The organism is Sorangium sp. So ce693 (genome assembly GCF_051521375.1).
Classification (GTDB): domain Bacteria; phylum Myxococcota_A; class Polyangia; order Polyangiales; family Polyangiaceae; genus Sorangium; species Sorangium atrum.
In genome coordinates this window covers 12,636,585-12,661,172 of sequence record NZ_CP150347.1, presented here as the reverse complement: position 1 = coordinate 12,661,172, position 24,588 = coordinate 12,636,585, and the positions used below count along the sequence as shown (strand labels likewise).

Here is a 24,588-nt window from a genome sequence, read left to right as displayed (position 1 = left end):
TCCTCGGGTGCCGCGCTCGCCGCTGCGGGCGATCACTTGAGGGTCCGGGCCGGGAGCCCAGCGTCTCCGACCCGCACCGTGTCCAGGTAGCTCGACGCCGCGCGGGAGGACGGGGGCGGGTACGAGCTCACCCGCTCGCGCTGCGAGGACACCGGCGCGTCCTGGCTCTCCCGCGGCCTGAGCGACGGCGCGGCCCTCCTCGTCTTCGAGGCGGGCGCGGCGGCCTCGCCGCGCGCCGAGGAGGCGTCCGCGGACCGCCTCGCGTGGGCGAGGCGCGCGAGCTCCAGGACGATCCGGGTGACCCGGGCGGGCTCGAACGGCTTGAGGATGACGTAGTGGCGGCCCGCCTCGCCGGAGCGGATGTACTCCTCGTCGCCGGTGATCAGCAGGCAGCTCGTGTAGAACGGCAGGCCGGCGACCCGCTTGAGGAGCTCGTCTCCGTTCATCCCGGGCATCTTGTAGTCGGAGCAGACCACATGGAACTGGCCTGTCTGCAGCAGATCGAGCGCCCGGTGGGCGGACGTGCAGGTCTCGACGTCGATGTCGTCGTCGAGGATGGCCGCGATGCTGTCCAGCATCCTCCGCTCGTCGTCGACGACGAGCACGCGCAGCCGCTCCTGGGCATACAGGCTCACGATTCTCCTCTTGTGTGCTCGTGCAGTGTTCTGGACGCAGTCCGGACGAGCGGCGGCAGGACGCCTCGCGTCATGTCGCGCGCGCTCGGCTCGCGCGCTCCAGGCTGTGCGGTGGCGCCGCATCGACACCCATGCTCTCGTGTCGATGCGTTCCAGCCCGGAGCAGCGGCGTAGCAGATTAGGAATCTACACTACTCACCCTACCCCGGCAAAGAGATTCCTGAACGATTCCTGCGCGGTTCTCCCGCTCGCCGTCGCGGGGCGTCATCGAGCTTCCCGCGTGCTTCCCCCGTGCTTCCAAGTCACCGTCTTGAAACATTCGATTCACACGGACGATAAGCGCATCGGCAGTCCGCCGCGCGCGACGCGCATGGATTGCACATCTGCAAGGAGCGGGGAGTTCTCGACGCGAAAAGGAGCCATGAACTGCGACTCTGTGCGAGAGGCATCCATTACAGAGTTGCAATCAGCGCATGTGTGCGCTCGGCGCTGCTCGCCGGCAGGCGCGCGGTCTTCACGGAGGAGCCCGACCGCCTCCCGTCTCCTCGTCCGACAGCGGCGGCGACGGGCGGGCGCCGCGCGGCGCTGAGGACGGCTGCGCCCCTCGGGTCTCGAGCGGCGGCGCCGGACGACCGTGGAGTGACCGCCGCGATCCCGTCTGGTAAGATGTGCGTGTCCATGCCACCGGCCATCGACAAGCGCGCATTGCTCGCGGCCCTGAGGGACCAGCTCGCCCGTGAGCTCGAGCGCTCCACCGAGCGGGCGCGCGACGCCGCCAGCGCCGCGACGCACGAGGAGAACCGCGCCGAGGGCGACAAGGACATGCGCGCCACCGAGGCGTCTTACGTGGCGCGAGGTCACAGCGAGCGCGTGCTCCAGCTCGAGCAGGCGCTCGCCAGGCTGGGCGCCCTCACGGTGCGCGACTTCGGCCCCGGTGCGGGCATCGAGAGCTCGGCGCTCGTGGAGCTGGAGAGCGGAAAGCGGCGCGCGCTCTACTTCCTCCTGCCGGCCGCGGGCGGCGAGCGCATCCAGTTCCAGGGGGTCGAGCTGCAGACCCTCGCCACGACGAGCCCCCTCGGCCAGTCCCTGCTGGGCCTGTCGGAGGGCGACGAGGCCGAGGTCGCCACACCGCAGGGCACGCGCACCCACCTGATCGCCAGCGTGCGGTAAGGCCGAGCCCACGCCGGCCTCTCCCGGCTTCCTGCGGAGCTTGCCTCCAGAAAAAGTCGCTCGTCCTCGTAGGGCTCCCCTCCCCGCCGGCGTCACAGGGATGAACGACCCGCTCGGCACGACGCGGGCGACCCAGGAGAAGAGTCGATGACGCAGTCTCGTTGGTGGAGGCTTGGTTCGGTATTGCCGCTCGTCGGCGCGCTCGTCGGCGCGCTCGTCGGCGTGGCCGGTTGCACGGCGGAGACGGGGCAGGGCAACACGTCCCCGAGCGACGAGGCCGCCGAGGCGGCGCTCGCTCAGGGCCCGCCCGGGGCGGGCGGTCCCCGAGAGGGCTTCGGCGGCCATCGCGGCGGCCCGCGCGGCCCCGAGCACCTCCTGCGCGCGGCGCTCCACGAGCTCGACCTCTCGGACGCGCAGAAAGCGACGATCGAGGGCGCCCTCGAGGGGCTGCGCGACGGCGCGAAGGAGGGCCCGAAGGGCGGGGCCGTCTTCTCGGCGCTCGCCGAGGGCGTGCGCGCGGGCAAGATCGATCGGGCGGCGATCGAGGCGAAGCTCCCCGACGCCGGCCGCGCGGGCGAGGAGCACCGCGCGCGCGTCGCCGGAGCGCTGAGCACCCTGCACGCCACGCTCACGAAGGAGCAGCGCCGGCAGCTCGTCGACGTGATCGCCGCGAAGATGGATGAGCGAGGAGAGCGCGGCCCGCGCGGCGGCAAGCAGGGCGGCGAGCACCACCGCGGCCCGCGCGGCGATCGCGGCGGCATGGGCGGCCCCGGCATGCGCGGCGGTCCGCTGGGCCATCTCCTCGCCGGCCTCGACCTGCGCGACGAGCAGCGCGCGCAGATCGACAAGGCCCTCGAGGGCGCGCGCCCGAGCGACGCCGACCGGGACGCGAGGAAGGAAGATCACGCGGCGAGGCGCGCCGAGATGCGGGCGCGGCTCGAGACGTTCGCCGCGGATCGCTTCGACGCGAACGCGTTCCTGCCGCAGCCGCCGGCGGGCGAGAAGATGGGCCCGCGGGCGCACCTGGACCGCATGGTCGGCGCGCTGGCCGCGATCGTCCCGATCCTCGACGAGGCGCAGCGCAATGCCCTCGCCGAACGCATCGAGAAGGGGCCGTTTGCGGGCAGGCCCGAGCGCGGCCCCGGGCCCGGCATGCGCGGCCCCGAGCACGGCCCCGGGCCCGGCATGCGCGGCCCCGAGCGCCGCTGAGCGCTCGTCCCTGTAGCGCGCGCGGTGCCATGGGCGCAGAATCGCGGGGGAACGTGATCGTCGACCTCAGGCTCGTCGCAGCGCGCGTCGCCAGGGGCGATGATGCGGCCTTCCGGCAGATCGTCGAGCACACGCGCGCGCCGATGTACCGCCTGGCCGCGCGCCTGGTCGGCGACCTCGCGGAGGCCGAGGACGCGCTGCAGGAGGCGTTCGTCGACGCCTACCGCGCCCTGCGCGAGGGGCGCTACGACGGGAGATCGAAGGTGGAGACCTGGCTGTACCGCATCGTGACGAACGCCTGCCTCGACGCCCTCCGGCGCCGCCGCGAGACCCCGCGCGAGGCGCCCGCCGAGCCGCGCTTCGACGGCCTCGTCTCCGCCGAGGCGCGCGTCGCGCTGCGCGAGCTCGACGCCCTGCTCGCCGCGCTCCCGCCCCAGGAGCGCGCCGCGCTCGTCCTCGTCGCCGTCGAGGGCCTGCCCGCAAAGGAGGCCGCGGCGGCGCTCGGCTGCTCCGAGGGCGCCGTCGAACAACGCCTGGTGCGCGCCCGCGCCGCGCTCCGCGCCCGGCAGATCGAGGAGGAGGCGCCGCATGTCTGACCGCGACGACGACCGGACCGGACCCGATCGGGACCTCGCGCGCCTCGCGGCCGCGACCGCTCGCATCGACGCCGACGACCGCTTCACGGCGGCCGTGCTGCGCGCTGCGACGGCCAGCGCGGCCAGCGATCCGCTCGCGCGCATCGCGGCCGCGACCGACGGCCTCGAGCCGGACGCCGGCTTCACCGAGGCCATGGTCCGCGCGGCGACGGCCGCTCCTCCCCTCCTCCCCGCGCGGCCCGCGATCGCCGACGGCATCGTCCGCTCGGGTCGCCCTGCCCTCGTCGTGACCGCCCTCGCTGCGGCCGCGAGCGTCCTCTTCTTTCTGCAGACGCAGCGCGACGTCGACAGCGCGATCGTGGCCTCCGTGGAGGCCGTCGAGGCGAGCGAATGAACCAGCGCCCCGCGTCCCCGCCCGCCCTCGCCCGCTGGAAGCCGCTGGCCGTGCTGGCCGCGGTCTTCCTCTTCGGCGGCGTCGCCGGCGCGGCCATCGGCCGCGTCACGGCGTTGCGCGACCTCGAGGCGACCTTCCGGGGTCCTCCGACCGAGGCGCGCGCCCAGTTCCGCCTCAAGGCGATGCGCCGCCACCTCGACCTCACCGACCGTCAGGTGCGCGAGCTCAGGGCGACCATCGCCGAGGCCGAGGCCGAGCGGGAGCGGCTCCTCTCCGAGTGCCGCCCCGCGCTCGACGCCCTCCGCGATCGCACCGACGCGCGCGTGAAGGGCGTGCTCACGCCCGAGCAGCTCACCCGCTACGAGGAGCTCGAGGCCGAGCGGCGGCGGCACCCGGGCCCGCCGCCGTTCGGGCCGGGGCCTGGCCGCGGGCGCGGGCCGGGCGGTCGGGGCGACTGAGCGCCTGCCCGGGCAGGGCCGACGAGGGCGCGCTGCCCGCTACGCGAGCTCCTCTTCTTGCAGCGCGCAGTTGATCCCGAACGCCGCGGCGGCCCCCTCGGCGGCGGCCACGATGGCGAGCAGCACCTCCTTCGAGGCGTCCCCGGCGACGAAGACCCCCTCGTGGGTCGTCTCCTCGTGCTCGGCGACCGTCTCGACGCCCCGCTCCTCCGTGACCGCGCAGCGGAGCCGCTCGGCCAGATCCGACCCCTGCTCCTGCTTGGCCTTGAGGAAGAGCGAGCGGCGCTCCACCGCGCTGCCGTCCTCGAGCACCACGCGCTCCAGCGTCCCGTCGCTGCCCTCGAGCCGGGCGATCCGCTCCTCGCGCACGCCGATCCGGTGGCGCGCGAGCCGATCCGCGTCCGATCTCGACAGGGAGGCTGGCCCGTCCGTGAACAGGACCACATCATCGCTCCACGTCTTCATGTTCACGGCGAGCGAGACCCCGGTGCTGCCCTGTCCGTAGACGCCGATCGCCTGATCGCGCGCCTCCCATCCATCGCAGTAGGGACAGTGGTGCACGCTCTTGCCGTACATCGCGGGGAGCCCCGGGAGCTCCGGCAGCCGGTCGACGAGCCCGGTGGCGAGCAGCAGCTTGCGGCAGCGCAGGCGCTCGCCTCCTTCCAGCGTCACCTCGAAGCGCCTCGCTGCGCGGCGGACGTCGGTGACGGCCGCCTCGCGGATCTCGACGCCGTAGGGCTCCAGCTGCTCGCGCGCTATCCGCCGGAGCTCGGACGGCGCGATCCCGTCGCGCGACAGGAAGCCGTGCATCTCGCGCGCCGCGTGGTTGCGGTACTGCCCCGAGTCGCACACGAGGACGCGCCTCCGGCAGCGCCCCAGGATGAGCGCCGCGCTGAGGCCGGCCGGCCCTCCGCCGACGATGATCGCGTCGTACCCCGGGATGTCCTCTTCGCGTGTCGACATGATCGGCGCCCGCCTCGCAACGGGCGCGCCGTGCGCGGCGGTGGCACGGCGCGCGCGGCGCGTCCGCGTCCTCGCCCGAGGTGGGCTCGCGGACGCTCGCTCGAACCGCTAAGGTCACCCCATGCGCTCCTGCATGAGGCTGCCTGCCGTGCTGCTCCTGGCCGTGGCGCTGACGAGCGCCTGCGCCAAAGGGGACCATTCCGGATCGGCCCCGCCCGCGCAGGCCGCGGCGCTCGATCAGCGAGAGCGGGGGCAGCGAGCGCAGGGGCCATCCCCCGCGGCGCCGCTCGCCGGGCGGGCGATGCGGATCACCGTCGAGACCGCGATCCTGGTCGACGCCTTCGAGCCGGCGATGCAGCGGCTGCGGACCGCGGTCGAGGAGCACGGCGGCTACGTGAGCGAGGCCCGGGTGCACGGCGGCCCGCACCGGAGCGCGTCGCTCGAGGCGCGGGTCCCCTCGGCGAAGGTCGGCGCGTTCCGCGCCGCGGCGGCGTCGGTCGGCGAGGTGGTCGACGACGCGGAGAAGGCCGAGGACGTGACCGAGCAGCGCGCGGACATCGGCGCGCGACTGCGGAACGCCCGCGCCCAGGAAAAGCGGCTGCTCGACCTGCTCTCCGACAGGACGGGGAGCCTCGCGGACGTGGTCGCCGTCGAGAAGCAGCTCGGGAGCGTGCGTGAGACGATCGAGCAGATCGAGGCGCAGGAGCGATTGCTGGAGGGGCAGATCGCCTATGCGACCGTGAAGATGTCGATCACGGCGCGCGGCGAGGAGCAGACATTGGGCGCCGGCGGCAAGATCGCCCGCGCGGCCAGCGAGGGAATCGAGAACGCAGGGGTCGTCGCCGTGAAAACCGCGGTCCTCGCCGCGTCGATCGGCCCCACGTTGCTGCTCCTGGCGGCGTTCTTCACGGCGCTCTACTACGCCCTTCGCGCGATCGTCCGGCGGCAGCGGCGCACGACAGCCAGCTTCCGTCCGCCCTTCCAGGCGGGCCCGATGCACGCTTACCCGACCGGCGCGCCGCCGGTGCAGGGTGCGCAGCCTTACCCGGTCGCCGCGCCGCCGGCGCAGGGCGCGCAGCCTTCCCCGGAACCGACCTCGCCGCCTCCGGCGCAGGGCCCGCGCGGCGACGGCGAGATCGACCCCGGGTGAGCCGGATCGCAGACCCGAGCAGCTCGATCATCGCCTGCTCGGCCCCCGTGCACGACCTCCTCTGACAACACCCGTCGAAGCGCTCGGCGACGCGCTCGTCAGCGGGGTGCCCCGCGCCATTGCCCCCAGCCCCGCACACGCACCTATCGCCACACTGCACATTGCAACGACACACAGGCCGCTCGCCGCCATTCTGTCGAGCCTTCATGCAATGTGAGATTTCGATCATCACCGCTCTTTACTGGGTCTCAGATGGCGCACGACGAACACGACACACGGCCTCGCGTTCGCCCAGCACGCCGTGGACAGAGCACCCCTGACTCCAACGACTTGAGAATTCTACACAAATCGCCTGTTGAGCACTGGACATGATGGCTAGTCATCGGTACACCCATTCCGCCCTTCGACGAGGCCACGAAGGGACGAACCCGGGGGGGGGACGACGATGTACCGGATCGGCATCGCTGCTTTCGCAGCGCTCTCGCTCGCGTCCTTGGTGGGCTGCATCGCAGTTCAGGAAGAGGAGGAGGGCATCGTAGGAGTTGCCCCTAGCGCGCTCGAGTTCGTCAACGCCCTCAACCCCAACGCCCTCAACCCCAACGCCCTCAACCCCAACGCCCTCAACCCCAACGCCCTCAACCCCAATGCCCTCAACCCCAACGCGCTGAACCCGGCGGCGCTGAGCCCGGCGGCGCTGAGCGCGATCCGGGATCCGGGCGCGGCCGGCGATCTCTCGCGCCAGCTCCTCCGCTATGTGGTCAGCTGTGCGTTCGATGCGTCGCAGTCGTTCAGCTTCTCGTGGACCGACAGCGAGGGCACGGTCCACGCCGAGGTGTACTGGGGGATCATCGGACTCGCGACGCAATGGGAGACCTCTGCGCTCGGCCATCCGAAGCAGCAGTTCATCTCGGCGTGCCTCGCGTCGCGGACGAATTGGTACGGCACCTCCGTGACGATCTCCTCGCGGGGTGATCACGGGGCCATCGACAAGACCGACAACCCCGAGCTCTCGACCTATACGCGCCTGGAAGGCGCCTTCTGGGGCAATCTGTTCGCCCCCTCTCCTTACCTGAACGCCTGCTACGACGAGGCCACTCGTGACCATGCGCGTTCGCTGTCCCGGGACTGCGCCTCCGGTCATCTCGGCGGCAGCGGGGCCGTCCAGCCGTGCGGGATCATCAACATCGTCGGATCGTGCGACAGCGCGTGCGAACCGCTCAAGCAGCGCGGCATGTACTACCCGAGCTGCGCCAGCAACGTCAACGGCACCGTGGACTGGACCACCAAGGTGATCACCGTCTTCCTTCCCTAGAGCGACAAACGGGTTGAAAGGCGCCTAAATTCAATGGGTTGCGAGGCCCGACCGATCTGCCGGGGAGCAAGCTCCCAGGGCCAGGAATACGGGGGAGAGACAAACCGCAAGGGGCGCAAGGGACGCAAGGGACGCAAGGGACGCAAGGGACGCAAGGGACCAGAGACGAGATATTCTCTTGCCTTCCCCTTGCGCCCCTTGCGGTTTCTCTTGCCTTCTGTTGATTTCCTCGGGACTCCAACGTGATCGGTGCCCTAGCCGTCCTCGGGCAGCGCGTTGCAGGCCGCGTCCGTGAGCTCGTCTCGCCGATCAACACGGGTACGCGGCGAGAGGCAGCGGCGATGGCTCTCGTCCTCGCCGCAGTCAGCTGGTCGAAGCTGCGCGCGGCGCTCGCCGATCTGCCTACCTCGACGAACCGCGTCGGGATCGACGCCAGCAATCCGCGCGTCCCTCACGCCGTGGACAGAGCACCGCAAATTCTCGAACTACGAATTTTACACAAATCAACCATTGAGTACTGGACATGATGCCTATTCATCGGTACACCCCATGTGACCTTCGACGAGGGCACGAAGGGACGAACCCGGGGGGGGGAACGACGATGTACCGGATCAGCATCGCTGGTTTCGCGGCGCTTTTACTCGCGTCTTTGGTCGGCTGCGTCGCAGTTCAGGGAGAGGAGGAGGACTCCTTAGGAGTTGCCCCTAGCGCCCTCGAGTTCGTCAACGCCCTCAACCCCAACGCCCTCAACCCCAACGCCCTCAACCCCAACGCCCTCAACCCCAACGCCCTCAATCCCAACGCCCTCAACCCCAACGCATTGAGCCCGGCGGCCCTGAGCGCGATCCGGGATCCGGGCGCGGCCGGAGATCTCTCGCGCCAGTTCCTCAGCTATGTGGTCGGCTGTGCGTTCCTCCCCTCGCAGTCGTTCAGCTTCTCGTGGACCGACGGCTCGGGCGCGGTGCGCAACGAGCAGTACTGGGGAATCATCGGCCTCGTGCCCGACTGGAGCACCAAGCCGCTCGGCCACAACGATCAGCAGTGGATCTCGGCGTGCCTCGCGTCACGGACGAACTGGTACGGCGTCTCCGTGACGATCTCCTCGCGGGGCAACTCCGCGGTCATCGACAAGACCGGTACCCTCGAGCTCACGACCTACACGCATCTGGAAGGCGCCTTCTGGGGCAATCTGTTTGCCCCCTCTCCTTACCTGAACGCCTGCTACGACGAGGCCAATCGCGGCTATGCACGGTCGCTCATGCGGGAGTGCGCCGCCGGTCACCTCGACAGCGGCGGGGCCGTCCAGCAATGCGGGATGCTCAGCATCCGCGGGTCGTGCGCCGCCTACTGCCAGCAGCTCAACACGAACGGCATGTACTACCCGAGCTGCGTCAACAACCTCACCGGCAGCCCGGAGTCGACCACCCGGGTGTTCACCGTCTTTCTTCCCTAGCGAGGGAGACGGCGAGCCCCGGCCGCGGGACCTGCCCCTGGTTGGCAGAACATTCTCCGGGAACAGGAGCCCCACGAAGAGGCGTCCGTCCGGATCGTAGATCTCTTTCGCGGTGTCGATAGCGCCTCCGAGATGCTCCGATGTACGAGGCGGCGAGCACGACGGGCAGGTCCCGGTCGGTGGTGCGCGGGCCTGCGATGAGGGCGAGTCGGTCATGCGTGGGAGTACCGCTGTCGAGGCGCCAGCCCGAGAGGGCGAGCCAGCCCTGGCCAATCCAGGCTTCACGGCGCCTGCCTGATGGTGCACCATTTCAGCGCAGAAGAACTCCCGGACGGCCGCGGGCGGAGAGCGGCGGGCAGGGCTCCGGGGGGCCGAGCGCGCCGGGTGCGAGCAGCCGCGCGCGAGGTTGCAGATCAGGCGGGGCTCAGGGGGAACGATGGAGATCGATCGGCAGAGCGACGAGCGAATCAAGGCAGAGAACGCGCGGCTCCGGGCTCGCGTGGAGGAGCTGGAGCGAAGGCTCAGCGCAGCCGCGGCGCCGCGGGAAGCGCAGCGCGAGCTCGCGGACAGCGTGCCTTACCGCGCGCTCTTCGATGCCGTGACCGTACCGCTGGTGATCCATCGCGCGGACGGGCTCCTCGTGGCGATCAACCGGGCCGACTGCGCGCGGTGGCGCATCAATCCCGAGCAGATCATCGGCAAGTACAACGCTCTGGAGGATCCGCAGGCGGTGAAGACGGGCCACGCCGAGGCCATCCGCCGGGCGCTCGCCGGGGAGGTGGTCACGCTGCCCCCGGTCCCCTACGACATCGAGCCGGGTGAGCTCTACAAGGATCGGCGTCGGCTCTGGACCGAGCCGAGCTACGTTGCGTTCGAGGACGCGAGCCGGAACCGCTTCGTGGCGGTGGTGAGCATCGACGTCACCGCGCGCGTGGAGTCCGAGGCGCAGAGGCGCCGGGGCGCCGCGCTGCTGGAGGCCTTCATTCAGAACGCGCCGATGCTCATGTTCGCGCGGGACAGCGAGGGACGCCACACGCTGCTGAACCCGCCGGTCGAAGAGCTCCTCGGCAAGCCCCGCGAGGAGCTGATGGGGAAGACCCAGCACGACCTGTTCCCCGCAAAGATCGCCGACCGGTCCGCGGCGCAGGACCGGGCGGCGATGGCGTCGTCCGAGCCCATCACCTCCGAGGACGAGATGGATCTGGCCGACGGTAGGCACGTGTTCATGAGCACCAGGTTCGCGCTCCGCGACGAGGAGGGCAGGGTCTCCGGATGCGGGGCGATCGCGGTGGACATCACCGAGCGGGTGCAGGCCGAGGCGAGGACCCGGCAGCTGCAGGAGAAGATGCTGCTCGTGCAGCAGGAGACGATACGGGCCATCTCCACGCCGCTGTTGCCCATCGCGGACGGGGTGCTGGTGGCGCCGCTGGTCGGCGAGCTGACCCGCGAGCGGGGCGCGCAGTTCACCGAGACGCTGCTGGACGGGATCTCCCGCCAGCACGCCCGGATCACCATCCTCGACGTGACGGGGGTGCCGCAGGCGGGGCCGGAGGTGACAGACGCGCTGATCCGGGCGGCGCGGAGCGCGCGGCTGCTCGGGGCCGAGGTGGTGCTCACCGGGATCAGGCCGAGCGTGGCGCAGGCGTTCGTGGCGCTGGGGGCCGATCTGGGGGGGATCGTGACGCGGGGGACGCTGGAGCGCGGGGTGACCTATGCGCTCTCCGCCCACGAGGGTGCGCGGGCGCCGGCGCGAACCCGGAACGGGCGCGGCGCGCACTAGCTCACATCCCCGGGCCGTCGTCGCTCTTCGCGAGCGTCGCGGCGTTGGCCTTCACCTGCTCGGGGGTCAACGGCTTGCCGTACAGCGCGGCATACTGGATCGTGCCGCGAAAAGAGCGCCCGGCCTTCCGCGAGTTTCCGAGCACGAAATACCACGTCGGCTCCGCCCACGTGAAGGCAAAGTCGGCGGGAGGCCGATCCGGGATCGCATTCGTTCGCACATCGCCGTTCACGTAGAGATCGACGACGCCCTCGGCGGCGTTCAGCACGAGGTGCAGGACGCACGGCCGCTCTAGCTCCTCGAGGGGAATGAACCACTGCCCCACGAACAGCGTCTGGGAGTTGGCGTAGATGTGGAACAGCAGCTCTCGGTTCCCCATCCCGTCGGGGTCGCCGACGCTCAGCGAGTACTTCCCGAACTCTCCTGTATCGGTCCCGAGGTACAGAATGCGAGAGGGCACGCCCTCGACCGCCGCGGCCGTCACGCTCACCACGGTCTCGAGCGTGAGCGCCGCCTTCGAGACGAGGAGCTTGCTCGGGGGCGTGGCGGTGGACGGAAACGCCGCCTCCACGCGCGCGTTCCCTCCGAGGTTCATCCAGCGGATGCCCACGCGCCCCGCCTCGCCTTCCAGGTTGAGCCTCTCTCCGTCCGACACCACGTCGAGCGAGAGCCCCGGCTCCGGTCCCGAATCGACGAGCTTGCCATCCGTGCCGAACGCGTCGAGGAAGTACCGCGCGAGCAAGCCATCATCGACGAGGCAAGTCGAGATATGGCTCCCCGGCCCATCGCAGCCCTCCGGGGGCGCCCCGCCGCAGCCGCCGCCCCCCTGCCCGCAAGGCTCCGCGGTGCCACCGGCGCCGCCGCTCGTTGCGCCCGTTCCGCCTGCTCCACCCGCGCTGGCGACGACATCCTCGTAGCTGAAGAAGACGCAGCTACCTCCGCTGAGCGCGACCAGCGGGACGATCGCCGAGAGCGCCCAGCCCATCCACCTCCACGATACGATGCGCATCATCGGGAAGATCCCTCTCTTCGGAAACCTCACCAGCGCTTGCTGATCACGAGCCCGCCCGGCATGGGGCTCACCGACAGGCCGGTCGCCGTCGCGTCACGCGCGTCGGGCCGTCCCGTCAGGAGGACGTACGCCGCCGTGCCGAGCCCCGCCGCGCCCGCGGCCAGGAAGCTCCAGACCGCCGCGTTCGCGAGGTCTGCCTTGGCGTGTCCCAGGTCGTTGTACGCGCGCAGGTCGAGCCCAGGGCAGCGCGCAGGGTCCGTGCAGGAGGCCGGCTCCAGGAGGCGCTGCTGCGAGCTCGCCTTCCCGTTCGAGAGGACCACGAACGCGACGCCGAGCCCCGTCCCCGCGGCGGTCGCGGCGAGCCCCGTGAACACGACCGCGGAGCTGCGTGGGCTCGGGCGTCGATCCGCCGCGTCGCCGCCCTCCTGGGCGCTGCCGTCGGCCGCACCCTGCCCAGGGCCGAGCGGCTCGCCGCCCTCCTGGGCGCCGCCGTCGGCCGCACCCTGCCCGGGGCCGAGCGGCTGCGGCTCGCCGCCCGCGCCGCGCCCGGTCCTGTCGCTCTCGATCCGCACCTTTCCGGCCGCGAGATCGACCTCGACCCTGGCCCTCATGCCCTCCTTGAGGACGATCTCCTTCGTCAGCCCGCGCCGTCCAGGCGCGCCCACAGCCAGCGTGTGGCTGCCCGGATCGCGCGCGACGGGCGTCGCCTGTGGCACGTCCAGCCCGCCGAGCGCCACCTGCGCGACCCCCGAGCCCGCGCCCGTCACGGTGATCTCCACGGTGGGGATGCGCGACGAGAGGGCCTCGAGCTCCGTCCTCGCCTCGGCCTGGGCCTCCCGGAACGCCTGCGACGCGTCGGCCGGGAGCTGCTCGTCGACGATGACCTGGTAGACCGAGCGCGCCTCGGTCAGGCGGCCGAGCTTGTGGCAGGAGCGCGCGACCATGATCAGGAAGGTCGGCGCATGCACCGTGGCCTCGGCTCGGCGGAAGGCCTGGAGCGCTTCCCGGTACCGGCGCGCTCGGTAGGCCGTCCACCCCTGGTTGGCGTACGTGACGGCCGCCTGTCGCGCCTTCGCCGACGGGGGAGGCGCCTGCGCCGACGCCTCCGCGCCGGCGAGCGTGACCAGGAGCAGCACACCCATCACCGCCGCTCGGAAGCGCATTCTTGCCCTCTGGGGACGCGGAGCCACCCGGCTAGAGCCCCCAGTCCGGCCTGCTTCCGCCGGACTTCTTGCGAGGCCCCGTTACTGTCTTGCGCGGCGCCGGTGCCGCCGCGGTCCGAGCGGTGGTCGGGGACGTGGGGCGCGCGGGCGCGGCGCTCCGCGCCGCCGCGCCAGAGGGGCCGGAGGGGACGGGCGATGCCTGTGCCGGCGCCGGGGAGGCGGCGTTCGGCGCGCCCGCGCCCGCGACAGGGTCGAGCGGCAACGGGGCCGGCACCACCGCAGGAGTCGCCACGGCGCGCGCCTCGGGAGCGCTCGCGACGGCGGGGACCGCGGCGAGCCCGGCCGGCGCGCCGAGCGCGGGCGCTGATGCGTCCGCGGCGGCCTGGGTCGCGGCCCGGTCGCCGTCGGTCGATGCGCCCTTGAGCGTGGCGACGAACAGGCCGACCCCCACGACGGCGATCGTCGCCCCGATGGCGACGCGCCCCGCGACCCGCGCGATGGCGGCGCGCGCCGTGTGCGGCGTCGACAGGTTGATCGCGCCGGTCAAGGTGCCCGGCAACGATTGCGGGTTCGGCGTCGAGGCGCGGACATCGTTCGGGTCCGAGCGCCGCTGGATGGGCATCGTCGTCAGCTGCGCCACCGGCGGCGTGCCGGGATCGGCGAGCCCGGGCTCCCCGCCAGAGCCACGCCATGTCCACCCCGCGCCCAGCGAGGTGTCCCCCACGACCGAAAAGAACGGCGGCGCGCCCGCGACGCGCGCGAGCTCGTTGATCATCTCGCGCACGTTCTGGAACCGCTCGTCCCGATCGCGCGCCAGCGCCCGCGCGAAGAACGCGTCGATGCCGCTGGGCAGATCGGGGGCGAGCTCGCGCGCCGACGGCACCGTGCCGAGGATCACCTTCGTGACCACGCGCCCGATCGCGTCGCCCGGGAACGGCAGCTGCCCCGTGAGCATCTTGAACAGGATGACCCCGAGCGACCAGAGATCGCTGCGCGCGTCCACGTCCCGTTCGCCATAGAACTGCTCCGGGCTCATGTAATTCGGCGAGCCCATCACCTCGCCCGTCGCCGAGATGTCGGCCGCGAGCACCGCCGAGACGTCCTTCGCGATCCCGAAGTCGAGCAGCTTCACGATCTCGCCATCCTCGCCGTCGACGCGCGCCAGGAAGAAGTTGGCGGGCTTGAGGTCGCGGTGCACGAACCCCGCTTCATGGACGCTGCGGAGCGCCTTCCCGGCCTGGACGATGATGTGCAGCGTCTCCGGGAGCGAGAGGCGCCCGCACCGCTGGAGGCGCTTGCTGAGATCCTCGCCTTGCAGGAGCTCCATGACGAGGTAGGGCACCTCGTCCTCCTCCTCGAAGCCGAAGTCGTGGACCTGCACGATATGGGGACTCTTGAGCTGCGCGGCGGCGCGCGCCTCCCGCTCGAAGCGCGCCCGGAGCACCGGCAGCCGCGAAAACGAGTCGCGCATGAACTTGACCGCGACGAGCGTGCCGAGCTGGACGTGCTGCGCCGCCCAGATCGAGCCCATCCCGCCGTGCGATAGCTCTCGCTCCAGGCGGAATTTGCCGGCCAGAAGGACGTCTTTCTCGAACTTCATACGCCCGGTCACCTCCCGAGGGGGGAGCCGAGAGGATACCGAATCCCGGGCAGGACGCGAAGCTTCGTGTGGTCGATCCGGCGCGGGGAGCAGCACCTCGTACGACCGTCGCGGGGGGCGGTATGCAAACAGGCGACACCGCACCAGAGCGGGGCAACGAGCCCGGACGACGCGAGCTGCGCCCCGCCAGCCCGGGGGAGGCGCACCGCGCTATCTCGCCGGGCCGCCGGAGGCCGGCACCAGCGCCAGGACCCGGGCCGGCGCGCCGCTGCCGCCCGCGAGCGGCAGCGGCGCGACCACCACGACGGCCCCGGCCTCCGGGAGCTGCTCCAGATTGGCCAGGTTCTCGATGTGATAGCCGCCCGCCCCGAGGAATGCCCTGTGCTGTTCGAATGTCTCGCTCTGCCCGGGGTCGGTCGACAGCGTATCGATACCGATGCAGCGCACGCCGCGCTCGCGCAGGTAGCGGCTCGCCTCCACGGACACCCCGGGAAAGTGCATGACGCCCTGGGCGTCCTGATTCCGGTACTTCGCGGGATCGGACCAGCGAGCCCCCCAGCCCGTCCGGATCAGCACGATATGCCTCGCGCCGAGCGCGCCGTGCCGCGCCTCCCAGCTCCGGAGGTCATCCACCGTGACCCGATGGTCCGGGCTCGCCGCCACAGCCGCCGTCACGTCCACGACCGCCGCCGCCCCCACGAGCTGCTCCGGCGCGATCTGCTCGACGGTCGCCGCCCCGGCCGTGAAGTGCGCCGGCGCGTCCACGTGCGTGCCCGCGTGCTCGGCCATCGAGAACCGATTGGAGCAATACGCGTCCTCCTCGATGGTGCTCAGCGTCTCCGCCGCATAGGGCTCGTCGCCGGGAAACAGCGGCATCTCCGGGGTGATCGGGCGCGTCAGATCGACGACCCGCGCCGTGGCGAGGTCGATCACGAAAGCTCCGCACGCCTCCAGCATGGCGCACAGCTCACCACAAGCCCGCTGCCAGCACAAGGCACGCCGACGGGCGCTCGCGCCGCGCCGAGCCGCGCCCGCCCGACGCGACGACCGAGCGGGCCCGTGCCCGCGCGCGCGGCTCACACCTCGTGCAGCTTCACCCGCAGGTAGTTGATCAGGTCGATGCGGGTAACCAGCCCGACGAACTCGTCACCGTCGGTCACGATCGGCACGAGCCCCGCGTTGAACATCGGGAGGAGATCTCGAATCGGCATCCGCACGTCGACCGTCCGGAGCCGCGTCGTCATCGCGGCCTCGACCGGCTGGCGGAAGCGCGTCACGTCGTCGACGGCTGCTCGCGGCAGTAACGCAGGGCCGCCGCCGCGAGCAGCGTCCCGGACGACGAGCCCGCGAGGATGCCCGTGCTGGCGCGCTGGGCATGAGGGGCGGGTGATCAGCCCTGTCGTGTCCGTGGCGCTGAGATCCGGCGGAGCGCGCCCTCTTCTCCTGTCGTTGCGATCTCCAGCTCGGAAAGGAGCTCGGGTGAGGCGAATACGCCCTCTCCGGCCTGGTCTGGCACCCACGCCGCGACCTCCAGCAGCTTGCCGGCTGCGGGCGAGCCGTTGCCGGTATCCATGAGCTCTCCCGCGTGGAGGCACAGGCGCACATCGACCCTGGGATCGCGCCCGGAGCGGGCCTCGAGCCGCTGGTAGATCGCGAGCGCCGTGCGCACCACCTGGCGGCGCGCCTCCCTGTCCCCGGCCGGGTCATCGGGACGATCCGCCGTGAGAAGCACGCTGCTGCCGGTCTGCGCCATGATCGTGAGACCGGCGCTGACGAGCTCGGCGGCGATGAAGGGGAGGATGACGTCGAGATCCGCGAGCAATCCGTCCTCCGGCTCCTCGAGGGCGCTCGGCTCGACGTGCACCTCGGCGTAGAGCGCGAGCGCCTGCCGCTCGCGCGCGGCAGAAGACAGCGCGCCCGTCCCGCCGCTCGCCTCCACCTTGGCCCTCAGCTCGCCCAGAAAGGCCGTGATCGTCGGGGTGCGCTCCCTGCGATCCTTGCTCATCGCACGGAGGATCACCTCATCCAAGGCGGGATGGACGCGCGCCCGGGTGCTCGGGCGCGGCGGGTCCACGTAGAGGTGCAGCTGGCGCAGCATCGGGTAGGAGCGCTCGACGAAGGGCGGCTCGCCGACGAGCATCCGGTACGTCAGCACCCCGAGCGCGTAGACGTCAGCGCGGGAGTCGATCGACTCGCCGAGGATCTGCTCCGGGCTGATGCACGTCGGGGTCCCGACGATGTGCCGCGACGACGTGAGCGCAGGCCCCGGCGCATCGAGCAGCTTGGCCACGCCGAAGTCGAGCAGCACCACCCTCCGCCGCCCGCCCTGCTCGGCGAGAAAGACATTCGATGCCTTGATATCCCGGTGCACTATCCCACAGCGGTGCGCCGCATCGAGCGCGCTGCAAAGCGGCTCCAGGAGCGCGAGCACGTCGACGGGGGACAGGCGTCCGCGGGCGCGGAGGTGCTCGTCGAGACTACAGCCCTCGAGCAGCTCCATGACATAGTAGGGGTGACCACGGCTGCTGAGCCGCCCGTGCTCGAGGATCTCGACCACGTTCGGATGATCCAGGCGCTGTATCGCGTCGATCTCCCGCTCGAAGCGGACGACAGCATCAAGATCCGAGGCGAGGTCGGCGTGAAGGACCTTGAGCGCCGCAGCGGTGCCGCGCTCGGCGTGCGTGGCGCGATAGACGAAGCTGAAGCCCCCCTGGGCAAGGGGGCGATCGAGGATGTAGTCGCCGACGCGAGCCCCCCGCGGCAGGGTGCGGATCAGCGGATGGGACGACGGCTCCTCCTGCGTGCGCGTGGCCTCGGCCTCCCGTATCCGAAGTGTGCTGTCGTCGTGAGCGCTCGGCTGATGAGCCATGGCCGCCGTCGCCAGCGCGGAAGGGGTATGTGAGCTGGGGAGCGTGTCGTCTTCCGTGGTTCGTGCCATGCGCCGGGCAACAACGATATCATGAGCGCCGCTCACGGCCCCCGTCCGCGCCCGGCGCGAAGGGAGAACCGATTTGCTTCGCTGTCCATCGTGCCACAGGCGGATCGCAGAGGCGGCCTCGTGCCCCCGGCACGGCGGGCCGCCGCTTGGGCCTGCGCCCGCAGAGACCCGCGGCGCAGCGCCGCGCGTCGAGGGCTTCCGTCTGACCGAGCTCCTCGGCCTTGGCGGCTTCGCTGCCGTCTGGGCAGGCTGGCGCGAGCGCGACGAGATGCCGGTCGCCGTCAAGGTCGGCCTGATCGACGCGGAGCAGAGCGAGCGGCGCTTCCGGCGCGAGGCCGGCGCTCTCGAGCGGATCGGCCCCCCGCACGTGCCACGCCTGTACGGGCAGGGGAGGCTCGACGATGGCCGGCCGTGGATCGCCATGGAGCGGCTGAGAGGGCGCACGCTCGCGGCCGACCTCGCGGCGCTGCCAGCGCCGCCGGACCTGGGCTGGGCGCTCGGGCGAGCCGATGCGCTGCTCGTCGCGCTCGAGGCGGCGCATGCCCGGGAGGTGATCCACCGCGACGTGAAGCCGGAGAACGTCTTCCTCGTGCCAGCGAACGGCAGCGGAGCGCGCGCCGGCGCCGCGGGGCGAGGCCTTCCCGGCGCGGAGGAGCGCGTGGTCCTGCTCGATTTCGGCCTCGCCAAGCGGGGCGCCGGCGCCGAGGCGACCAGCGCCGAGCTCACGCGCGCCGGGACCGTCGTTGGGACGCCCGTCTACATGTCGCCCGAGCAAGCGCGCGGGGACCTGGCGATCGACGCGCGCGCCGATATCTACGCGTTCGGCGTGATCCTGTTCGAGCTCCTGACGCTGCGACCGCCGTTCGTCGGCGACGCGGGCGCCATCGAGCACGGCCACCTCGCGCTGCGTCCGCCGCGTCCGACCGAGCTGGTCGCCGTCCCGGCCGCGATCGAGGACGTCGTGCTCGCATGCCTCGCCAAGGATCCAGACCGCCGGCCGGCGAGCGTGTCGCTGCTCCGGCGCACCCTCGCCGGGGCGGGCGCTTGCCGCGCCAGCGGTGCTGTCGTGGGGGCTGGCCGCGAACGCGGCGCTGTCGCCGCGGCGGCGGCCCCGCCCGCGGCCCAGGCCGAGCCGCCCGAGAGCCCGGGGAGCGCCCGGCTCATCGCGGACGGGCGCGAGCCGGTCGTGGTGCTGGTCGCCGACGTCAGCGGCGCCGTGCCGTCGGCCGTCGCCGCGTTGGCGAGCCGCAAGGGGCTCGTCGTCCGCCAGCGCGGACGCCGACTCGTGGCGCTGTTCTCGGGCCTCGACATCGAGCATCCGGCGCAGGCGGCGCTCGCCGCCGCGCGGGAGCTCGTCGGCCGGTGCGACGCGCGCGCGGGGCTCCACCTCGCGGGCGTCACCGTGCGACGGAAGGGCAGGTGCCCGCCGGTCGCCTACGGCACGGCGGTGGATCGCCCGGAAGGCTGGCTGCCGCCCGAGCCCTGGTCCGGGGTCGTGCTCAGCGCGGAGATCGAGCGCGTGCTTGTTGAGACCGAACCCACGCCACCCTCGACAGGCGGCGCGGCCGCGATGGGCGCGTCGACCGCGATGGGCGCGGTCGACGGCGAGGTGCCCCTGCTCGGGCAGCGCGAGGTCGTCGAGGCGCTGCTGGCGAGCGCAGCCGCGGCCTTTGACGGCACGTGTCCCGCCCTGATGACGCTGCTCGGCGACGCCGGCCTCGGCAAGACGCGCCTCGCGAGCGAGGCGGCTGCCGTGGCACGATCGCTCCATCCGGGGGCGCTGGTGCTCTCGATGCGCGCGGCGCAGCCGCTGTCGTGCGAGGTCGCGCGAGAGGTGGAGGAGATCCTGCGCGCCGCGCTGGGCGCGCAGGAGCGGCCGCCGGCCGACGTCGAGGCGTTCTGCGCGGAGCGGCTTGGCCAGGAGATCGGGCGCGCGGCGTGGCCGTCCGTGGCGGCGGCGCTCGGGTGGGGCGCCCCGTCCGGCGGCGCGTCGCACTACCACGAGCTCCGGCGGGCGATCGCGGAAGGGCTCCGCCGGCGCGCGCGCCGCGGGCCGGTGGCCGTGATCCTCGACGACGCGCACTGGGCGGACGACGCGTTGCTCGATGCCCTCGAGGTCGCGACGCTCGACGGCGCCGGCGTGGCGCTCTGGGTCGTGGTCGCCGCGCATCCGCGGTTCGAGCAGCTCCGCCCCGGGTGGGGTACCCGCACGCAACGCTTCGAGAAGAGGGCGCTTTTGCCGCTCGACGAGGGCGCCGGGATGCGGCTCGCGGCGGAGCTTCTCCTGCCGGCGGAGTACCCGCCGGCGGACACGCTGAGGCGGCTCGCCGCATGGGCCGGCGGCAATCCGGCATGCCTCGCGGCGATCGTCCGGGCGCTGAAGCGGGCCGGGATCGTGCGCCAGCGGTCGAACACAGGCAGCTATTACGCGGCGACCGCCGCGCCCGAAGGCCTGGCGCCCTCGCCCGGGTGGCAGTGGCTGGCCATGCGGCGGCTCGAAGCGCTGCCGCCGGAGCTCGCGGCGTGCGCGCGGCTCTGCGCGGTGCTCGGGGCGTCGTTCACCAGGGCGGAGCTGGAGTGGGTCCAGGACGCCGCCGATCGGGCCGGCGGGGCCGGGTCGCCGGTGGACGCGGGCTTCGGCCTGAGCGCGCTGGTCGAGCGGGGCATCCTGGAGCGCGTGCCGCGCGCGTCGCGCGCGCCAGGCGAGCGGTACGCGTTCCAGAGCGGCGTCTTCCGGGACTCGGTGGTCGAGCTGCTTCATCCGGAGCACCGCAGGGACACCCACCGGTACGCGCTGGCCTTCTGGCGAGCGCGGGTCTCCGCCGGGGATGCGACCCCGGAGACCCTCGCCTCGCTGGCGCGGCACGCGAGCGCGTGCGGAGCGAGCGAGGAGGCGGCGGAAGCCTACGTGAAGCTCGGGGACGTCGCGCTCTCGACTCACCGGCACGTCGAGGCCGACCAGCACTACACTGCGGCCCTCGGGAGCATCTCTGCGGCGGACCTGCGCCGGCGCGCGCTCGCGCTCGCGGGCCGGGGCAGGATACGCTACCGAGCGCACCGGACGCGGGAAGCCATCGAGGATCTGACCGCGGCGCGCGAGCTCGGCGAGCGCCTCGCCGACGAGGTGCTCGTCGCGGAGATCCTCCTGGAAGAGGCCACGCTGCTCGACTGGACCGGGGATTACGAGGGGTCGGCGCGGCGCGTGGAGCAGGCGCGCCCCCTCGTCGCGCGGTCGGGCTCACCGCGGCTCGCGGTCCGGCTCGTGGTGGCCGACGGGCGCAGGTGCGTGCGGACGGCGCAGGTGGCGCAGGCGATCGCGCTCCTGGAGAAGGGCGTCGTCGAGGCGGAGGCGCTCGGCGATCACGACAGCCGGATCGTCGCGCTGCTGCTCCTGTCGGTCGAGCTGGCGCACGCGGGCTCGTTCAGCGAGGCAGAGGAGCGCGCGCGCGAGGCGATCGACCTCTGTGAAAGGGTCCACGATCTGCCGCACCTGTGCGTCGCGTACATGAACCGCGTCGTGCTCTGGACGCTGAAGAAGTCGCCGTCCCGGGCCACGGAGGATCTCCGGCGCGTCATCTCGCTTGCGCGCGAGGTCGGCAACCCATGGCTGGAGCGGGTGGCGACCTACAACGTCGCCGAGCTGCTCTACTGGAGCGACCGGCGCGAGGAAGCGCTCGTGCTCGCCCGCAGGGCGCATGTCCTGGAGCGGCGGTTCATCGAGCGCCCGGTGCCCGAGTGCTCGCTGCTGCTCGCGCGGATCCTGGCCACGGCGGGGCAGCACGACGAGGCGCGCGAGCTCATCGCCTGGGTGGCGGGCTCCTGCCCGCCAGAGCCCGGGGCGCACGCTGCGTTTGCGTGCTTCCGGATGCTCCAGGCGCTGCTGATCGAGGAGGTGGAGCGCACCGTCGATCCCCAGGAGGGGATGGCCCATGAGACGGTGGCCCATGAGACGGTGGCCCATGAGACGGTGGCCCATGAGACGGTGGCCCATGAGACGGTGGCCCATGAGACGGTGGCCCATGAGACGGTGGATGGCTCGATGGGCGCTGCTAGCAGCGCGGGGAGCCTGCTGTTCGCCGATGAGCTCCTGGAGATCCTGTACTGGCGTGCTCGCCTCGCCCTGCGGGACCGGCGAGGTGCCGAGGCTTCTGCTGTCGTGCGCAAGGCGCAGGCCATGCTGGAGGAGCATCCGGCGTGGCGGGCTCGCTTCGATGGCCTCGCGCGCGCCCTCGAGAAAGTGCTGGCTGGGCCATGCAGCACCTGAGGGCTTCAACATGCAGGACCGCCGGATCTCGGCCGCATGCGTGTTGTACGACTCGGGTGCTTCGCGCGGCGGCGCGGCCATTTCTCTTGCAGGGCCTGCTCCCGCCGGGGCGAGCCGCTGAAGCAGAGGGCCGGCCTGCACCTTGCACAGCTTGCTCGCCGAGCACATGCGTTCGGCGCCGCGCGCGCCCCGGGGGGATCATGTCCATTTCACGAGCGTTCAGCGCTGTCATAACGGGGTTTTCTCTCTTCATCGCCGGATGTGGTGCGGAGCGGCACAGCGGCATGAGCTCGCGCCCCGAGGAGCAGGACGCGATCATCGTCATGAACGGAGACGATCCCGAGTTCTTCTGGCGATCCGCGACGCAGCAAGCCTTGCGCGCCCTGGCTGAGGTCCCGCTCGAGGGATCGAGCGGCGAGCTCACCGACACCCCGCTGCTCGCGAGCGCAGAGGGGCGGCGGCTCCTCTCCTACGTGATCCTCTGCGCGCTCCCTGGAGGCGAGGCGCTGCGCGGTGAGGCCGCGGGGGACTCTTTCGAGGGCACGGTCGGCCTCGCGCCACGGTGGATATCGTCGCCTCTGGAGGACGTCGAGACACAGCGGTGGATGACGGCGTGCCTGCTTCAGACGCTCAACGGTCTCAGCATGAAAGTGGAGGTCCGGATGACGGGGAGCCACCAGGCGCTCGCCGGACGCGCGGGGGCCGCGCCGTCCGAGTTCACCACCCCGGATGCCACGATGTTCGGCAACCTCTTCCATCCGGACAGCCCGGCTGCGTTCGGCTGCATCGACAACACGGATGTGGCGGCGTGCGGCGTCGACTGGAGCGGACATTCGGTCCAGCGGATCTGCGGCATCTCGCCCACGTGCGGCGTCACCCTCCTTGGCCCGTGCTCCCTCGCCTGCGCTCGCGACGCGGACGGCCACTCCACGTGTGACACGCCGGGAGGCGGCCGCTACGTGGAGACCATCACCACGAGCCTGCATAGCAGCATCTCTCTCGACTCGTTCGCGCCCTGCAGCAGCCTCTGACGCACCGGGCAGGCGCGGCGCTTGCCTGTGTGCGCTTCGGGAGCGCGGGGCGGTCGCTCATGTGGTAGCTTGAGGTCGATGGCCTCGGAGCGACCCCCCTGCCAGGATGTCGGCGCGACAGCGGTGCTGGAGGCGCGCCCCCGCGAGGTGGCGTTCAGCAGGTTCCACGTCCAGGTGCAGCTCGGCCCTGATCAGGGCGCCTCGCAGGTGGCAGATGCGCCGGAGCTCGTGATCGGCTCCGCCCGCGGCAACCAGCTTGTCCTGACCGACCAGGCCGTATCGCGGCACCACTGCGTCATCACCGTCACGCCACAGGGGTTTCTGCTCCGGGACCTCGGCAGCACCAATGGCACGAGGGTCTCAGGGATCCGCGTCGAAGCTGCGTACCTCGATCCGGGGGCGCTGATTGGCGTGGGCCAGTCCACGCTCCGATTCGACGTCCTTCCGGACGAGATCCGCGAGCCGCTCGGGGATGAGGACCTCTCCGGGCGCGTCCTCGGGCAGAGCACCGCGATGCGGCGTATCTTTGCCATGCTGCCGCGGGTCGCGGCGTCCGACTCGACGGTGCTCCTCGAAGGGGAGACCGGCACCGGCAAGGGGCTCCTCGCCGAGCTCATCCATCAGCAGAGCCGCCGCGCCTCGGGGCCATTCGTCGTGATCGACTGCGGCGCCATCCCACCCACGCTCATCGAGTCCGAGCTGTTCGGGCACGCCAAGGGGGCCTTCACGGGCGCGCAGCAGGCGCGGGCGGGCGCCTTCGAGGCGGCGCGCGGGGGGACGGTGCTGCTCGACGAGCTCGGCGAGCTCCGGCTCGACCTGCAGCCCAAGCTGCTTCGCGCCCTGGAGGAGCGGACGATACGGCGCGTCGGCAGCCTAGACCCGATCCGCCTGGACGTGCGGGTGATCGCGGCCACGAACCGCGATCTGCGCCAGGAGGTGAACCGGGGCAACTTCCGCTCCGATCTCTTCTATCGGCTGAACGTGATCCGGATACGCGTCCCGTCGCTGCGGGAGCGCCGCGAGGACATCCCGCTGCTCGTCGCGCACTTCTACCGGCAGTTCGCCGACGGCGCCAAACCGCCCCTGGGGCTCATGGAGGCGATGGCGCGCCACGACTGGCCGGGCAACGTCCGCGAGCTGCGCGGCGCGGTCGAGCGGGCCGTGCTGCTCGCGGATCCCGTCCTCTGGCGGGAGGGTGCGGCGACCGAGGTCGAGGCCGCGCAGGGGGAAGCTCGCGAGAACGTCTTCAGGGAAGACGATCTGTCGCTGTCGTTTCGTGAGGCGAAAGAGCGAATCATCACGCTCTGGGAACGCGCTTATGTCCATGCGTTGATCCGCACCAACGGCAGCAATGTCTCGCGCGCGGCGCGGGCGGCGCGGATGGATCGCAATTACCTGCGGGAGCTGCTTCGCCGGCATGGCGTCCTGGCGACCGACGTCTGAGCGTCCGTGGACCATCC

The 24,588-nt window shown here is 72.0% G+C and carries 21 protein-coding genes; 13 read left to right on the top strand and 8 right to left on the bottom strand.

What is annotated here, in order from left to right; all coding sequences use genetic code 11:
• Positions 1–32: 32 nt before the first annotated feature.
• Complete coding sequence (locus WMF14_RS47275; protein ID WP_272096503.1) at positions 33–635, bottom strand: response regulator transcription factor; 603 nt, start codon at positions 633–635, stop codon at positions 33–35.
• A 678-nt stretch (positions 636–1,313) separates the two neighbouring features.
• On the opposite strand from WMF14_RS47275, the gene WMF14_RS47270 reads away from it, so the two are divergent.
• From WMF14_RS47270 to WMF14_RS47250, 5 genes are all read left to right on the top strand, one after another.
• Positions 1,314–1,805: a GreA/GreB family elongation factor gene (locus tag WMF14_RS47270; protein WP_272096501.1), complete on the top strand. Its 492-nt coding sequence runs from the start codon at positions 1,314–1,316 to the stop codon at positions 1,803–1,805.
• A gap of 147 nt (positions 1,806–1,952) precedes the next feature.
• Positions 1,953–3,014 carry a Spy/CpxP family protein refolding chaperone gene (locus WMF14_RS47265; RefSeq protein ID WP_437797371.1) on the top strand — a complete coding sequence of 354 codons (1,062 nt, stop codon included), beginning with the start codon at positions 1,953–1,955 and terminating at the stop codon, positions 3,012–3,014.
• Between the two features lie 29 nt (positions 3,015–3,043).
• Positions 3,044–3,610 carry an RNA polymerase sigma factor gene (locus WMF14_RS47260; protein WP_437797369.1) on the top strand — a complete coding sequence of 189 codons (567 nt, stop codon included), beginning with the start codon at positions 3,044–3,046 and terminating at the stop codon, positions 3,608–3,610.
• Positions 3,603–4,004 carry a hypothetical protein gene (locus tag WMF14_RS47255; protein ID WP_272096497.1) on the top strand — a complete coding sequence of 134 codons (402 nt, stop codon included), beginning with the start codon at positions 3,603–3,605 and terminating at the stop codon, positions 4,002–4,004. Before WMF14_RS47260 ends, WMF14_RS47255 begins: the two co-directional genes overlap by 8 nt.
• Positions 4,001–4,462: a hypothetical protein gene (locus WMF14_RS47250; RefSeq protein WP_437797367.1), complete on the top strand. Its 462-nt coding sequence runs from the start codon at positions 4,001–4,003 to the stop codon at positions 4,460–4,462. Before WMF14_RS47255 ends, WMF14_RS47250 begins: the two co-directional genes overlap by 4 nt.
• A gap of 39 nt (positions 4,463–4,501) precedes the next feature.
• On the opposite strand, the gene WMF14_RS47245 is transcribed toward WMF14_RS47250, so the two are convergent.
• Positions 4,502–5,425, bottom strand: coding sequence for an NAD(P)/FAD-dependent oxidoreductase (locus tag WMF14_RS47245; RefSeq protein WP_437797365.1), 924 nt, complete (start codon positions 5,423–5,425; stop codon positions 4,502–4,504).
• Between the two features lie 133 nt (positions 5,426–5,558).
• Here WMF14_RS47245 and WMF14_RS47240 point away from each other — a divergent pair, with 133 nt between their 5' ends.
• The 5 genes from WMF14_RS47240 to WMF14_RS47220 all read left to right on the top strand — a co-directional run bounded on the left by WMF14_RS47240 (position 5,559) and on the right by WMF14_RS47220 (position 11,120).
• Entirely contained in the window at positions 5,559–6,575 is a 1,017-nt protein-coding gene (locus WMF14_RS47240) for a DUF4349 domain-containing protein (protein WP_437797363.1), read from the top strand.
• Between the two features lie 445 nt (positions 6,576–7,020).
• Positions 7,021–7,887, top strand: coding sequence for a hypothetical protein (locus WMF14_RS47235; protein ID WP_437797361.1), 867 nt, complete (start codon positions 7,021–7,023; stop codon positions 7,885–7,887).
• A gap of 341 nt (positions 7,888–8,228) precedes the next feature.
• The gene (locus WMF14_RS47230) at positions 8,229–8,414 is read left to right on the top strand and encodes a hypothetical protein (RefSeq protein WP_437797359.1); all 186 of its coding nucleotides are present in this window, start codon (positions 8,229–8,231) and stop codon (positions 8,412–8,414) included.
• Positions 8,415–8,536: 122 nt separating this feature from the next.
• On the top strand, positions 8,537–9,340 hold the full coding sequence (locus WMF14_RS47225; RefSeq protein WP_437797357.1) for a hypothetical protein: 804 nt from the start codon (positions 8,537–8,539) through the stop codon (positions 9,338–9,340).
• A gap of 436 nt (positions 9,341–9,776) precedes the next feature.
• Positions 9,777–11,120 carry a PAS domain-containing protein gene (locus WMF14_RS47220; protein ID WP_437797355.1) on the top strand — a complete coding sequence of 448 codons (1,344 nt, stop codon included), beginning with the start codon at positions 9,777–9,779 and terminating at the stop codon, positions 11,118–11,120.
• A 1-nt stretch (position 11,121) separates the two neighbouring features.
• On the opposite strand, the gene WMF14_RS47215 is transcribed toward WMF14_RS47220, so the two are convergent.
• The 6 genes from WMF14_RS47215 to WMF14_RS47190 all read right to left on the bottom strand — a co-directional run bounded on the left by WMF14_RS47215 (position 11,122) and on the right by WMF14_RS47190 (position 17,833).
• Positions 11,122–12,132, bottom strand: a complete 1,011-nt coding sequence (locus WMF14_RS47215) for a hypothetical protein (protein WP_437797353.1) — start codon at positions 12,130–12,132, stop codon at positions 11,122–11,124.
• 26 nt (positions 12,133–12,158) lie between these two features.
• Complete coding sequence (locus tag WMF14_RS47210; RefSeq protein ID WP_437797351.1) at positions 12,159–13,274, bottom strand: tetratricopeptide repeat protein; 1,116 nt, start codon at positions 13,272–13,274, stop codon at positions 12,159–12,161.
• A 52-nt stretch (positions 13,275–13,326) separates the two neighbouring features.
• Entirely contained in the window at positions 13,327–14,895 is a 1,569-nt protein-coding gene (locus tag WMF14_RS47205) for a serine/threonine-protein kinase (RefSeq protein ID WP_437797349.1), read from the bottom strand.
• 210 nt (positions 14,896–15,105) lie between these two features.
• The gene (locus tag WMF14_RS47200) at positions 15,106–15,828 is read right to left on the bottom strand and encodes a cyclase family protein (protein ID WP_437797347.1); all 723 of its coding nucleotides are present in this window, start codon (positions 15,826–15,828) and stop codon (positions 15,106–15,108) included.
• 143 nt (positions 15,829–15,971) lie between these two features.
• Positions 15,972–16,172, bottom strand: coding sequence for a CBS domain-containing protein (locus WMF14_RS47195; RefSeq protein WP_437797345.1), 201 nt, complete (start codon positions 16,170–16,172; stop codon positions 15,972–15,974).
• A gap of 113 nt (positions 16,173–16,285) precedes the next feature.
• Positions 16,286–17,833: a serine/threonine-protein kinase gene (locus tag WMF14_RS47190; protein WP_437797343.1), complete on the bottom strand. Its 1,548-nt coding sequence runs from the start codon at positions 17,831–17,833 to the stop codon at positions 16,286–16,288.
• A gap of 73 nt (positions 17,834–17,906) precedes the next feature.
• Here WMF14_RS47190 and WMF14_RS47185 point away from each other — a divergent pair, with 73 nt between their 5' ends.
• The 3 genes from WMF14_RS47185 (at position 17,907) to WMF14_RS47175 (ending at position 24,571) form a co-directional block, all read left to right on the top strand.
• Positions 17,907–22,097, top strand: coding sequence for a serine/threonine-protein kinase (locus tag WMF14_RS47185; protein ID WP_437797341.1), 4,191 nt, complete (start codon positions 17,907–17,909; stop codon positions 22,095–22,097).
• 284 nt (positions 22,098–22,381) lie between these two features.
• Complete coding sequence (locus WMF14_RS47180; RefSeq protein ID WP_437797339.1) at positions 22,382–23,128, top strand: hypothetical protein; 747 nt, start codon at positions 22,382–22,384, stop codon at positions 23,126–23,128.
• A 78-nt stretch (positions 23,129–23,206) separates the two neighbouring features.
• The gene (locus WMF14_RS47175) at positions 23,207–24,571 is read left to right on the top strand and encodes a sigma 54-interacting transcriptional regulator (RefSeq protein WP_437797337.1); all 1,365 of its coding nucleotides are present in this window, start codon (positions 23,207–23,209) and stop codon (positions 24,569–24,571) included.
• The last annotated feature ends 17 nt before the right edge of the window (positions 24,572–24,588 follow it).